Below are 13,102 nucleotides of genomic sequence, written 5' to 3' on the forward strand. Positions count from 1 at the left end.
GGGAATGACATTAGGTCGCAAAACGGGCGCCGTGACCTGGTTTCCCTGCCAGCGGGACGCCGGCCCCGACGGCGGCGCGCCAGACGCGGGACAAGGTCAGGCGAGCTGAAAGGCGCTGATCGGTGCTTCTTCCGGATAGCTCGACGGACCGCCGAGGTCGTAGGCCGCGTTGAGCGTGCGGATGAACTCCGGGTCGTGCAGGGGGTTGTCCGGCATCGCCAATGCGATGCCTCGGGCATTGACGTCCTTGACCAAGGTGTCGATCGCCTGCTCGATGGTCAGGTCGTCGGAGCCTTCCATGTTCTTCTTCAACTCGTCGTAGTCGGAGAAGACCTCCGCCGACCAATGCACCAAAAAGCGAAGCTCGTCGGTGTGGTGGCGGGCGATTACGTCGTTGCCGTTCTTCAGCAGCCAGTGGTCGCGGTCGACGGGATCGCCGGTGAAGACGGTATCGAAGGTCAGCCCGGACGGAATCTGTTGTTCGAGTGGCCCGTTGGCTTCGCCGCGGTGCACCATCATCTCGTTCTGCACGACCACACCTCGGTTGTAGACGGGAGGCAGCAGCCGCGACGGCGGCTTGAGCGGCCCGTCTGGCCAATAGGTGAAACCGCTGCCCGGATCAAGCGAAAACCAGGTGATCACCTGCGCCATCTTTATCAAGTAGTCCTGGAACAGCCCAGACTTGCCCATCACGCTCGTCAGCCACGTCGGCGCGTTCTCGTGCCGCACCCCGCGGAAGCTCGGCGAATCCAAATGTCCCGGATCGCGATTGGCGCACGGGCCGTTGATGTTGAACAGCATCATCTGTGGTTTGGCGTAATCCGCCTTCCAGTAGGCCTTGACCAATTCGACAAAGCGCGCGTTGTAGAAGCAGTCGTGCAGTTCCGGGTATAGGACGGCGCCGTAATTCGCCAAATAGCCGCGGAAGGTCGGGGTCAAAAACAGGTCAAGCGACGGCTCGAACCCGTCGGGAAAGGCGCCGCTCATGGTGGCGATCAGTTCTTCAGCCGAGGCGAAATGGTGGGCGATGATCAGTCGCCACGGCCCGTTGGTGCGCACCACATCCAGCAGCTGTTCTCGTTGCTCGTCGGTGTAGACATCCCGGATCTCCTTCGGAGGCGACGCGGGTCGCAACACATCAGAAAGCTCCATGCGCCGCTCGTCGGTGAGCATCAGACCTCCTCGTGGTTGCTTCGGGTGTCTCGATTCTGCGGTTACGCGTGCTATCGCGGCGTGCAGGTGTCCGGTGATCGGGACGCCGAAACGGCGATCAAAAAGGCAAGGGGTGAGCGAATTTCGCACGCAGCAGGGCGCCGACTTCCGCGATGGCCAGTCGACCTCGCGCCGTGGCATCGGCGCGCATCAGAAACCCGTGGTACATACCGGGGTAGCGGGTCATGGTCACCTGTACTCGGGCCTCGCGCAGCCGGTTTGCGTAGCGCTCGCCCCAGTCGCGGATCGGATCGCACTCGGCGGTGACGACGACCGCCGGGGCAGGCCGGACAGGTCGGTGGCATGTGCAGGTACCTGATAGGCATCGTGCGAGGTAGCGGCGCAACTGTCGACAAGTCCGTGCATGTAGTCGATGTCGTCGACGCACAGCATCGGTGCATCCGCCAACGCAGTGATGGACGGCGCACCCATATCGCGATCCAGTCCCGGATACAGCAGCACCTGACAAAAGATTTGCGGACTGCCCCGGTCGCGGGCGGCCAGCGCCACAGCGGCCGCCAATGATCCGCCGGCGCTGTCGCCGACCACCGCAAGCCGTGCCGGATCAACGCCGAGTCGGCCGGCGTTGCCCGCCACCCATGCGGTCGCGAAGTAAGCGTCATCGAATTGCGCGGGTGGCGGATTCTCCGGGGCGAGACGGTAATCGACGGCCACCACCGTCGCTCCACTTTCGCAGGCCAGCATCCGGGCCAGCGGCTCGAACGAGTGATTGGAACCGAGAACCATTCCGCCGCCGTGGAAATACACCAGCACCGGCGGCTTGGCAGCGCGAGTCGGGCGGTAAACGCGCACGGGAATCGGTCCGGCGGGACTGGGTGTCGTGCAGTCCACCACGGTCACCATCTCCGGCATCGCGTCGGGCAGAGGCGCCGATTCGATGGCCTGACGAACGGCGGCCAAGCCGCGCTGTCGCATCGGCGGAATGTCACCGAATGACGCGACACGAGCGGCGGCGTCGGGATCCAGCGTCACCGGCGCGCCGGGTCGAATCGGCGGCCATTCAGCACGGGAGGACGCTGCGAGACAAGGGTTTCAGCACGCTCGGCCATCGCTGCGCCGACGTACTCGGGTTGCGTGAGCAAGTAGAAACGCCCTTCGGCGGACTGGCCGAATATCGCTTCGGCGGCGGTCAGGGCATCCATCGCATCGGCCTTGATCTCGAGCATCGCCGAGCGCTGAGACTCGGCAGCGGCGACATTGCCATCATTCACCCCGCCCCCGGACTCGAAGATGTTGGACACCACGGCACCTGGCAGCACCGCCTGTACGTGGATGTGATGGTCATGTCCGGCCAGCTGCACCTCTAAGCGCAGGCATTCGGTGAGTGCCAGCACCGCATGTTTGCTCATGATGTACGGCGCCTGCAGCGGCACCGCCACGACGCCGCCAATCGAAGAAACATTCCACACCCATGCATGTTCTTGCGCGGAAAGCATTTTCGGCAGAAACGCGCGCACGCCGTTAAAGACTCCGCTGATATTGACCTCGACGACGCGCTTCCAGTTGTCCAACGGGGTATCCCACAGGTAGCCAAATTGCTCGATGCCGGCGTTGTTGACCAAGAGCCGCACGGGCCCGATGTCGCGATACGTCCGCTCGGCGAGCTGATGCATTGCCTCCGGATCACGCACGTCGCATGCCGTGTCGACGGCGGTGGCGCCTTGCGCGCCGAGTTCCTCGCGCAGCGCCGCAACGGCTTCGGCGTCGATATCGACCAGCACGACCGTCATGCCCAGCCTCGCGGCGTATCGGGCCAGGCCCGCCCCGATCCCCGCGCCGGCGCCGGTGATGACGGCCACGCCGCCGCCGAACATGTCGCGCGCGGCCACGATCAGGTGCTTACCGCGGAGCTGTCGGCCGACAACTCGGAAAGCAGCACGGAGTCCCGGGTGTCGAGCACCACCTCCATCTTGGTGAACTGAAGTCCTGCCGGTGCCCGCCGCACAGCCGCGTCGACGACGGCGGTGGAATTGACGAACGGGACGGAATTGGCGATGTGGGATACCAACAGATAAAAGCGGACGTTGGTGACCTCGCCGCCGGTCTCCGTGCGAAAAACGTTGATGGCGTTGTGGCGCAACGGGTATGGGCTGGCCTTACGGTGTGTTACCAGCCACGCGAGTGCCTCGTCGCGGCCCCGCACGTCGGCGGTCAGCAGCTCCTCGAACGGACTGGCGCCCGTGTCGCTCCGACTCACATAGTGGATGTCGTCGGCGTAGCGGACCGCCAGCTCGTCGTAATGCGCCTCGTCGTAGTGGAACCAGAATTCGGCGATGAATTCCTGGAGCTCGGCCAGCGAGATGTCGTTGCTCACAATCCCGCAGTCAAGCAGCCCATTGGCGTGCCGCCACCGTTGGTGACCGGTCAGTGGGAGCAGAAAACGCGTCCCGCTCAGTAGACACGACGGGCGCGGCGCCTCGCACCCGAGCCGATACTGGCGTCGTCATGCCTACCCAGACGGTGGCCGCCGAGTTGCGCGCCAATCTCGAGCAAGCCGACCCCGGCGTGTTGGTGGCCGTGCTGGCGCAATTGAGTGGCGATCCCGCGGTGGTCGACAGTTTCGGGCCCGCGATCTCCCATGTGCCCGACCCGCCGGAACAGGCCGGCGTCACCGATCCGGAAACCGCCATCGCCATCGTCGAGGCACTGCTGGACGTCCTGACAGGAGCGTCGACACCCGTCCGCGTCGTCGCCGCCGACGACCCGGTGCTGTTCGCGCGGATCGCGCCCATCGCGCTGGGCGTGTCCGTCGACGAGCGAAACGTGCCAATGCTGCTGGAGCAGGGCGGATTCCACAAGCCGCGCGCCGTGCTGCCGCGAACCGTCCCCATCCCACCGACAACGAAGATCGCCATCGTCGGCTGCGGGATGGCCGGAATCGCGGCCGCAATCGCAGCGGCCGACACCGGCGTCGACTACGAGATCTACGAACGCAACCCCGAGGTCGGCGGCACCTGGCTGACCACCACCTATCCGGGCATCGGGGTAGACACGCCGTCCACCTACTATTCGCTGTCGCGCGAGCTCAACCCGGACTGGTCCAGCTACTACCCGATGGGATGGGAGTACCAGTCGTATTTGCAGGCCGTCGCCGACAAGTACAAGATCCGCGACCACACCCGCTTCGACACCGAGGTCGAGGCCCTGCGGTGGGACGATGACCACCAGCACTGGCAGATTCATGCTCGCTCGACCGACGGCACACGCACCATGAGCCACGCCACCGCGGTCATCACCGCGACCGGCTATCTCAACAGGCCGCGGTTCCCGGACGTCGAAGGACGAGAAACGTTCGCCGGCATCAGCATTCATTCTGCCCAGTGGGATCCCGACCTCGACTTGGCAGGCAAGCGGGTCGCCGTGATCGGGGCGGGCTGCACGGCGGTGCAGATCGTCGACGCTGTCGTCGACGACGTCGAGCACCTCACCGTCTTCCAGCGCCAGCCGCACTGGGTGGCGCCTCGCCGCCGGCCCTCGGACGACGTGCCCGACCACCACCGCTGGCTGGCCAGGCATGTGCCGTACTACGCGAATTGGATTCGGCTGAAGTCATATTGGTCGACGGCGGACAACAACTATCCCGTCATCGAGGTGGACCCGGAGTGGGCGTCCTCGCACCTGTCGATTTCGCCCGCCAACGATGTGCTGTTGAAGTACTGCCTCGACTACATCGACCGCACTTTCGGCGCGGGAAGCGAACTGGCGAAGAAGGTCACCCCGGATTTCGCCCCGTACGGCAAGCGCATCATCCGCGACCCCGGCGGCTACTATGCCGCTCTCACCCGCCCCCACGTCGACGTCGAAGCAAACGGGCCGGCGCGGGTCACGCCTAACGGCATCCTCACCGAGGACGGCCGGGAGATCGGTCTGGATGTAATCATCTACGCCACAGGCTATTATCTCGACTTTCTGTCGACGATCGACATTCGCGGGCGCGACGGCCGCACCCTCAAAGACGAATGGGAAGGCACGCCGCGCAGCTATCGCGGCGGCACCGTGCCCGGCTTCCCGAACCTGTTCATCACCTCTCATCCCAACGGCAGCCCTGGCCACGGCGGCGGTCACAACTTCGGCGTCGAGGTGGCCGTGCACTACGTCATGGAGTGCCTGCAATTGATGGCGCTGCGCGGCGCACGGTCGATGGAACCCACCCGGGAGGCGTACGACGAGTACGTCGCGCGTCTCGACGACGTGATGGAAAACCTTGTCTGGCGGCATACCCCGACCGCGCACACGTACTACCGGGTAGCCTCCGGCCGCGTGGTGGTGGCCAATCCCCTCCGGATGATCGACTGGTGGGAAGAGCACCGCGCGCCCATCGAGGAACACTTCCGGCTGCGATGAGCCAGCTACTCTGCGGCAGAACGGCTCTGGTCACCGGCAGCAGCCGCGGCATCGGTCGCGCTATCGCGCAACGTCTTTCGGCCGAGGGCGCCACCGTCGTGGTGACGGCCCGGTCCTATGAATCGTCGCCGTCGGTGCGGGCCGGTAAGGCTACCGCGCTGCCCGGAACGATCGGTGAAACCGTCGAGCTGATCAGACAGGCCGGCGGTGAGGCGCTGGGGATCGCCGCCGATCTGGCGGACGCCGGTCAGCGTCAGCGGTTGGTCGACGAGGTGGTCGATCGCGCGGGGCGGCTGGACATTCTGGTGAACAACGCCGGATACGCCGATTACTCGCTTGTGGCAGACATGAGCATGGCGACTTTCGACAGTACGGTGGAGCACTATCTGAAGACGCCGTTCGTACTGACGAAATCCGCGGTGCCGCACATGCGCAGGCAGGGAGCAGGCTGGATCGTCAACATCGGATCGGTGACCGGGCTGGCACCGATCCGGCCGTATCGCGCCTACAACAAGGCCGCCGGCGACGTGGTCTATGCGTCGGTGAAGGCGGCGTTGCACCGCTTCACTCAGGGGGCGGCCGCCGAGCTGCTCGACGCGAACATCGCCGTCAACTGTGTGGGGCCATCCACTGCGGTACGCACTCCCGGTGCAGCACAGCTGATTCCGGACGACTTTCCGACCGAGCCCGTCGAGTACCTGGCCGAAACCGTACTGGCCATGTGTCAGCTGCCCGCCGCCGAGCGGACCGGGCTGGTGGCCTTCAGTCTGCATTACCCGTGGTCGCAGGGGCTGCCGGTGCACAGCCTCGACGGCAAGACCTTGTTGCCTCCGTTGGAACCGCCCGCAACCGCCAACCCCAATATCTTGCCCGCCGGCCTGTAGTGCTCAGCTGAGCACCGCCGAATCGGCGCGACAGAAGCTGTGGCAGACGCGATCCCGCACAATGACGCCGGGGCATTCCGGGTCGAACCAGCGGTCCACGTGGGCCCAATGAATCGGATGCATCAGATACGGACCCGTCAATCCGTCGACGTCGGTGAATTGCTGTTCGAACACGTGGGTCCAGGCACAGTCGCCGGTGGCGTCTTCCACGCGGCTCAGTTGCCAGGCGGTGATGGTGCGGACGTAACGGGGCATCAGCCGTAGGTCGTCCTCGAAACGGGCGACGGTGGCGTCGTCGGTGCCGGGTGCCACGCGCAACAACAGCGCGCGGTAGACGGTGCCCGGGCGCAGCGACCAATCGGTGCGAGCGGGATGACCCGTATAGCTGGCGCCGTTGACCCGAGCCACCGCCGGGTCGTGCAGCACATCGGTGAATTCACTTGCGATACAGTCCCATTCGCGTCGATCAGTCAACCGCAGATGCATCAGGATGTCGCCGCCATTGCGGCTGCCGGGCAGCGTCGGTTCCGCCAGCAGGTGTTTGGCGCCCACTTTCGTGGCCGCGCCACGCAGGGCCGCCAACAGACAGTCGCGGCCATCCTCTGCTACGTCGATCAGCTTGACGACACTAAACATCACAGAGTCCGTCCACGTCCTGGGCGTCGGAAGCGACGCTGCGGGTTCGCTCGACGACCAGCTCGGAGATATCGGCCCACCACTGTCCAACGGTGGGATCCGGCCGCGCCTGCCACGTCATCTCCCACCACGCCCGAGGATTCGGCAGCGACCAGATGATGGTGACCGTGTTGGTCTGGTCGGCGAACCAGATCGGAGGACTGATCAACACTTGTTGCAACGTCATACCGCGTTCACGCGCTCGCGGCGCGTAGCCGGAAAGGTAAGCGTCAACGAACTTTCTGGCGCAGCCGGGCCGCGTTATCACCCGATCGATGACATAGACCCGACCGTCAGCCATTCGGGCCAGCCTATGGCCATCGACCGGCATGGGACGCCGATGCTCCCGGCCATCGGGACGGGTTCTGTCGGGAGTGGTCCGTCACCCAAACGCCGAGCCGGTAATGGCGGCGCAGAACCCCGAGTGGGGAGCACCCTAGCTACAGGCTCGGGGCGAAACTTCCGGCGCCAGTAGTCGAGACAGCTCGCCGCAGACCTCTACGCGCGCCTGCTGAGCCAAGTCCAACATCGGCATCGTCATGAAGCCGTGGATGCCGCCGTCGTAGCGGCAGCACACCGTGTCCACACCCGCCGCCATCAGGGCCCGGACGAACGCGATTCCCTCGTCGCGCAACGGGTCGTGACCGGCGATCACTACGACCGCCGGCGGCAGCCCGGTCAAATCAGCCTGCAGCGGCGACGCGTAGGGATGCCGACGATCGACCGGGGAGGGCACGTATTGATCCCAGTACCACTGCAGCGCGGGACGCGGGTTGTAAAAGCCGTTGCCGAACAGTCGATAGGACTCGGTGTCGAAGTCGGCCGCCAGCATCGGATACACGAGCAATTGGCCGGCCAGTGGCGGCCCACCACGGTCGCGCGCCATCACCGCGGTCACCGCTGCCAGGTTGCCGCCGGCACTGTCTCCACCGACCACGATGCGGGTGACATCCCCGAGGTCTTTCGCGGTGCCCGCCCAGTGCGTCGCCGCATAGATGTCTTCAGCAGCCGCTGGCCACCGGTGCTCCGGTGCCAGCCGGTAGTCCACCGAAACCACCACGGCCGGAAGAAGGTTCGCGATGCTGCGACACAGCTCGTCGTGGCTGTCGAGGTCGCAGAACACGAACCCGCCGCCATGGGCGTACACCAGGATCGGTAGGGCCGAATCTACGGCAGGTCGATAGATGCGAACGGGGATGCCGCCGGGGATGGTTTCGTCGCACACCGACCCGACTGTCTCCGGGTTCGCCGCACCGACAAATCGAGCCCGAATAGCTTCCCGCGCTTGAGCACCGGTCATCGTTTCCACGCGTGGGAAGCCGGCGTCGAGCGCCTTGAGCATGCCCGCGATCTGAGGGTCGACGGCCATGGCGCCGCTCCTCCTCATCGCTTCGCTCTGCATCGTCGCTGGCGCGTTTCATGCGTACTGCAGGGCGGGTTCGCGTGGCAGGGCACGCGGCGTCGGCCCCACCCGCAACGGGCGTATCTGCTGCAGCGTCGGCGCCACCCGCTGCGGACCGTCTTCCACGTTGTGCCAGATGCCCATTGCGGCCATCCGCACCGGCGCGACCATCCGCTGATCGAACATCATCCGGCTCATCGGCCCGCAAATCGACACCGCGGCGATAGCCTCCCCCGGATCGCCGATCGGCGCTGCGACACAGCCGAATCCGGGCACCGACTCCTCTCGGTCGAACGCCACCCCGCGGGCGCGAACCTTGGCCAATTCGGCGGTCAGCTGCGCCGAACTGCTGATCGAGTACCTGGTCTTGCGGTTGCCGAGATCGGCGGCGTCCGCGCTGTCGTTGTACGCCAGGATCGCTTTGCCTACCGCTGTGCAGTGCGCCGGCTGACGTCCGCCGACACGGCTGGGGATCGCGGCGGTCATCCGGTCGCCGATCTTCTCCAGGTACACGACGTCGGCGCCGTCCAGCACCGCCAGATGGACCACCAGCCCCGTGACGCGGTGCAGATCGTGCAGCAGTGAGACTGCCGCGCGGTGCAGCCGGTCCTGGTGAACGGCCAGCGATCCGAGTTCGACCAGCCGCATGCCGAGTTCGTAGTCGCGACCGTTTCGACGCAGCCACCGCAGCTGCACCAGCCGCTCGAGCATCCGATGTGCTGACGAGCGCGGCAGACCTGTGCGGCGCACGATCTGGGCCAGGTTCAGCCGACCCGGTCCGTCAAAGGCATCCAGTACCAACGACACCCGATCGATGACGGCACTGGGGGTAGCGGGTTCCACGGTCACGCTCACAACGCCTCCTCGCGCGGCAGCATATGACTAATAGAAATATGTCTGTTTGTACCACACTGATGTGGTCGCTGTCACATCCAGAGAAAGTGCTCAGGCGTTGGCGGCGGCTCGGCCCGCGCGGCGCCCGTAGAAGCTGCCGTCGCCGAGCGAGATGCCGCTGGCGTAACCCCATGCCGCCAGGCCCGCGGTGCAGCGGCCCGCCGCGTACAGACCGGGGATCGGTTCCCCGCTGACGTGCAACACCTCGGAATCGAGCGTGGTCTTCAGTCCGCCCAGGGTGAAGCCGCCGGTGCTTTCGCGCAGATCGATCGCACCCACCGGAGATCCGATGGGCCGCAGCCACTCCGGCTTCTTGTGCAGCAGCGGATCTTCGCCGCGTGCGGCGCCGTCGTTGTAGGCGGCCACGGTTGCCTGCAGCGAGCCGGGCGCGAGGCCCATTTCGATTTCGAGCTCGGCGATGGTTTCGCACACCCAGGTGGGCTGGCGGAGCATCAACTTTGGGGAGAGCGACGCCATGGCCTCGTTCTGCCCCGCCTCGTCGATGACGAGGTATGCGGTGTTGTCCTGCTGGTAGAGCGTGAGCTGTCCGATGCGGCCCGGATAGGTGTCCTCGGCGACATAGCGTTGACCGCGACCGTTGACCAGGATGCCGCGCACCAACTGTTGCGGGTCGATGAAGATCGCCACCTCGGTGGCGTCCATGTGGGCCAGGTCGGCGCCCAGCGCCTGCGCCATCCGGATGGCCTGACCGTCGTGCTGCTCGATCGACGCGGCCGGCCGTCCGGCGATCCGCGGGGCGTACTGCGCAACCATCGCGTCGTTGTACGCGAAGCTGCCCATCGCGAGCACCACCCCGCGGCGCGCGCGGACCGTCACCTCGTTGCCGTACTGTCGTGCGCACATTCCGACCACGCGGCCGTCGGATTCGACGATCAGTCGCTGCACCCGTACGTCGTAGACCGCTCGTGTCCCCGCCGCGGTTGCGCTCTCCACGAGCGGCTTCATCAGCATGTAGCCGGCGCTGGCCTCGCCCTGCTTTTTGTTCGACATCTGGGGCACGTGGCCGCGCGGGGCGGGAGTGGCAATGGTGTTGAACGGGTAGGAGTTCTCGCCGCCGCTGTACATCAGGCCCTGGTCGCCCATCGGCTCCCAGCCGGGCTCGGCGAAGAACTCCGCTTTGAACGGCACGCCGCAGTCGACATGCCAGTTGAAGTGATCGATGCTGCCGGCGCAGTAGTCAGCGATGCGGCTCTCGTCGGCTCCCGGTCCCATCGCGACGTTCAAAAACGCCGCCATGTTGTCGGCGGAATCGTCGAAGCCGCAAGCCTTTTGCAGCGGCGTGCCGCCGCCGAGATAGATGAACCCACCCGCCATGGCCGCCGCGCCGCCCCAGGAGCCGGTGCGTTCGAGCACCAGGACATCAGCGCCGGAGCGCGCGGCTTCGACCGCCGCGGCCGCGCCGGCCACGCCGTATCCGGCCACGACCACGTCGGCCTCATGGTCCCAAGAGGTGACGGACGCGGCCGGGACGGGATGGACGTCGGCGCCGGACGTCATAGTCGCATTGCCGCAGGCATCTCACCGACCCACTGGTGGCCCCAATAGCTGTCGGCGGTGATTTCCTCTGCCGTGTAATACGTTTCGTCGACGCGCATGCCGTCGGTGCCGAACTCGATGTCCCAGTCGCCGGGTGCGCGTACGTAGAACGACACCATCTTGTCGTTGGTGTGGCGGCCCAGCGTCGAGGACAACTGGAACCCCTCGGCGTTGACCCGGTCCAGCGCCTGGCCGACCGCGTCGAGGCTGTCTACCTCGACCATGATGTGCACCAGGCGCGGGTCGCGCTGATGTGCGGCCGGTACAATGGCCAGGCTGTGGTGGCGCTCGTTGATGCCGAGGAAGCGCACCCGCACCGGGCCGAACTCCTTGGGCAGCGGCACCCGGAACGCGCCGCGGGAACGGAAACCCAATACCTCTGTGTAGAAGTCGAATAGCGCGCCCGGGTCGGTGGCCGGCACCACGACGTGGCCCATGCCCTGATCGCCGGTGACGAACTTCGCGCCGAACGGGGTGACGACCGGGCTGTGGTCCAGCACGGGGCCGTGGAACACCTCGAGCGTGGTGCCGGCGGGGTCCTCGAAGGTGATCACCTCCTCCACCCGACGGGCCTCGGCCTCGTCGGTGGACAGCTGCTTGAACGGCACCCCGGCACCGTCGAGTGCTGCCTTCACCCGCTGCAGCGCCGGGTGGTCGCGCACTTCCCAGCCGATCGTGAGCACCCGGTCGGTCTGGCCGGGCACCACGATCAGCCGCGCGGCGCGCTCGTCCATCCGCAGATACAGCGCCGATGGGTCAGGCCCCTTGCCCTGGGCGAAGCCCAAGACACCAAAGGCGAAGTGCCGCCAACGCTCGATGTCGTTGGTCGAAATAGTCACATACCCAAGGCTTTTCAAGTCGGTCACGACTACTCCTAGATCAAAGCCCGCAGCGGACCCTCGGGCGGATCGATGCCCAGCGAACTCAGCGCCGACGCGTGGAAGACCGTCCCCGGGACATGAATGGCGTGCAGGTGGCCGACGTGTACGTCACGCCAGTACCGCTGCAGGGGCTTGTCCATCCGGGCCGCATTGCCGCCCGAGCGGGCGAAGATCTCGTCGACCGCCGACACCGCGCGCCATGCCGCGCGGATCTGGGTGCGCCGGCCCGCGACACGGTCCGCGAACGACACCTCCTTGCCGGACGCGACGATGTCGTAGATGCGGTCCACGTTGGCCAGCAGCTCCTGGCGCGCGGCGTTGATGTCTGCCGCGGCCTCGCCGATGGCGTACATGACATACGGGTCGTCCTTGATCGCGGTTCCGGTCGCGCCGACACGCTCGCGTTGGTAGTCCAGGTGGGCGGCCAGCGCCCCTTCGGCGATGCCGACGACTGCGGCGGTGATGCCCAGCGGGAACATCGTCGACCACGGCATCAGATACAGCGGCTCGGTCATCCCGGCCTCGCGCTGGGCGGTGCCGTCCATCACCTTGGTCGCGTCCATGGTCCGGTAGGCCGGGACGAACGCGTCCTTGACGATGACGTCCTTGGACCCGGTTCCGCGCAGCCCCACCACATTCCACGAGTCCTCGACGATCTGGTAGTCCTTGCGAGGCAAGATCATGTGCAGCATCTGGGGCGGCATCAACGGCACACCCTTCTCGTCGCCGAGCATCGCCCCCAGGATGATCCAGTCGCAATGGTCGGTGCCGGAACTGAACTGCCAGCGGCCGTTGAAGAGGTAGCCACCGTCGACAGGCTTGGCCACGCCCTGTGGTGCGTACGGTGAGGCCATCCAGGTGTCGACGTCGTCGGCCCAGATTTCGGCGGGCACCTTCGGATCCGCGTAGGCCAGCTGGTAGGGGTGCACGCCCACCACGCCGACGATCCACCCGGCCGCGGGATCCAGCGCTGCGGTAGCCATCACGGTCTCGGCGAACTCGCGCGGGTGGGCCTCAAACCCTCGGTACTGCTTGGTCTGCAGCAGCCGGATCAGGCCGGCCCCCTTCATCAGCTTCACCGTGTCGTCGGTGAGCCGGCCAATCCTCTCCGCTTCCGCGGCCTGCTCGCGCAGCTGGTCGGCGATGTCGGTCACCCGGTCGATTACCCGCTCGGTCATGCTGTCGTCCTTACGTCGCGTGTGAGACCGATGGTCTCCTGTCGCTGATGATGA

12 protein-coding genes and 1 pseudogene are annotated in these 13,102 nt (G+C 66.1%); 2 read left to right on the plus strand and 11 right to left on the minus strand.

Annotation, left to right across the window (positions count from 1 at the left end; translation table 11 throughout):
- Window positions 1–96: 96 nt before the first annotated feature.
- From G6N47_RS10485 to G6N47_RS10500, 4 genes and pseudogenes are all read right to left on the minus strand, one after another.
- The gene (locus G6N47_RS10485) at window positions 97–1,173 is read right to left on the minus strand and encodes a hypothetical protein (protein WP_083131019.1); all 1,077 of its coding nucleotides are present in this window, start codon (window positions 1,171–1,173) and stop codon (window positions 97–99) included.
- 97 nt (window positions 1,174–1,270) lie between these two features.
- Window positions 1,271–2,148: pseudogene (locus G6N47_RS10490) on the minus strand (alpha/beta hydrolase).
- Between the two features lie 53 nt (window positions 2,149–2,201).
- A complete protein-coding gene (locus tag G6N47_RS10495; RefSeq protein ID WP_179966377.1) occupies window positions 2,202–3,062 on the minus strand; it encodes an SDR family oxidoreductase in 861 nt (286 codons plus the stop codon).
- A 2-nt stretch (window positions 3,063–3,064) separates the two neighbouring features.
- The gene (locus G6N47_RS10500; protein WP_083131018.1) at window positions 3,065–3,547 is read right to left on the minus strand and encodes a polyketide cyclase; all 483 of its coding nucleotides are present in this window, start codon (window positions 3,545–3,547) and stop codon (window positions 3,065–3,067) included.
- 131 nt (window positions 3,548–3,678) lie between these two features.
- Between G6N47_RS10500 and G6N47_RS10505 the strand changes: the two genes are divergently transcribed.
- Window positions 3,679–5,577, plus strand: a complete 1,899-nt coding sequence (locus tag G6N47_RS10505; protein ID WP_083131017.1) for a flavin-containing monooxygenase — start codon at window positions 3,679–3,681, stop codon at window positions 5,575–5,577.
- Entirely contained in the window at window positions 5,574–6,461 is an 888-nt protein-coding gene (locus tag G6N47_RS10510) for an SDR family NAD(P)-dependent oxidoreductase (RefSeq protein ID WP_083131016.1), read from the plus strand. The genes G6N47_RS10505 and G6N47_RS10510 overlap by 4 nt, the downstream gene beginning before the upstream one ends.
- A gap of 3 nt (window positions 6,462–6,464) precedes the next feature.
- Here the strand turns inward: G6N47_RS10510 and G6N47_RS10515 are convergent, their stop codons facing one another.
- The 7 genes from G6N47_RS10515 to G6N47_RS10545 form a co-directional block, all read right to left on the minus strand.
- Window positions 6,465–7,097 carry a Dabb family protein gene (locus G6N47_RS10515; RefSeq protein WP_083131015.1) on the minus strand — a complete coding sequence of 211 codons (633 nt, stop codon included), beginning with the start codon at window positions 7,095–7,097 and terminating at the stop codon, window positions 6,465–6,467.
- Window positions 7,090–7,437 (minus strand): hypothetical protein, encoded by a 348-nt coding sequence (locus tag G6N47_RS10520; RefSeq protein ID WP_083131014.1) that lies wholly within the window; start codon window positions 7,435–7,437, stop codon window positions 7,090–7,092. The genes G6N47_RS10515 and G6N47_RS10520 overlap by 8 nt, the downstream gene beginning before the upstream one ends.
- A 135-nt stretch (window positions 7,438–7,572) precedes the next feature.
- On the minus strand, window positions 7,573–8,505 hold the full coding sequence (locus tag G6N47_RS10525; protein WP_083131013.1) for an alpha/beta hydrolase: 933 nt from the start codon (window positions 8,503–8,505) through the stop codon (window positions 7,573–7,575).
- Between the two features lie 48 nt (window positions 8,506–8,553).
- Complete coding sequence (locus G6N47_RS10530; protein ID WP_083131012.1) at window positions 8,554–9,393, minus strand: IclR family transcriptional regulator; 840 nt, start codon at window positions 9,391–9,393, stop codon at window positions 8,554–8,556.
- Between the two features lie 90 nt (window positions 9,394–9,483).
- Window positions 9,484–10,950 carry an FAD-dependent oxidoreductase gene (locus tag G6N47_RS10535; protein ID WP_083131011.1) on the minus strand — a complete coding sequence of 489 codons (1,467 nt, stop codon included), beginning with the start codon at window positions 10,948–10,950 and terminating at the stop codon, window positions 9,484–9,486.
- Window positions 10,947–11,855 (minus strand): biphenyl-2,3-diol 1,2-dioxygenase, encoded by a 909-nt coding sequence (gene bphC / locus G6N47_RS10540; RefSeq protein ID WP_083131010.1) that lies wholly within the window; start codon window positions 11,853–11,855, stop codon window positions 10,947–10,949. Before bphC ends, G6N47_RS10535 begins: the two co-directional genes overlap by 4 nt.
- 8 nt (window positions 11,856–11,863) lie before the next feature.
- Window positions 11,864–13,048, minus strand: coding sequence for an acyl-CoA dehydrogenase family protein (locus tag G6N47_RS10545; RefSeq protein ID WP_083131009.1), 1,185 nt, complete (start codon window positions 13,046–13,048; stop codon window positions 11,864–11,866).
- Window positions 13,049–13,102 lie beyond the last annotated feature (54 nt).

Source organism: Mycobacterium branderi (assembly GCF_010728725.1).
In the GTDB taxonomy this organism is placed as follows: Bacteria; Actinomycetota; Actinomycetes; order Mycobacteriales; family Mycobacteriaceae; genus Mycobacterium; species Mycobacterium branderi.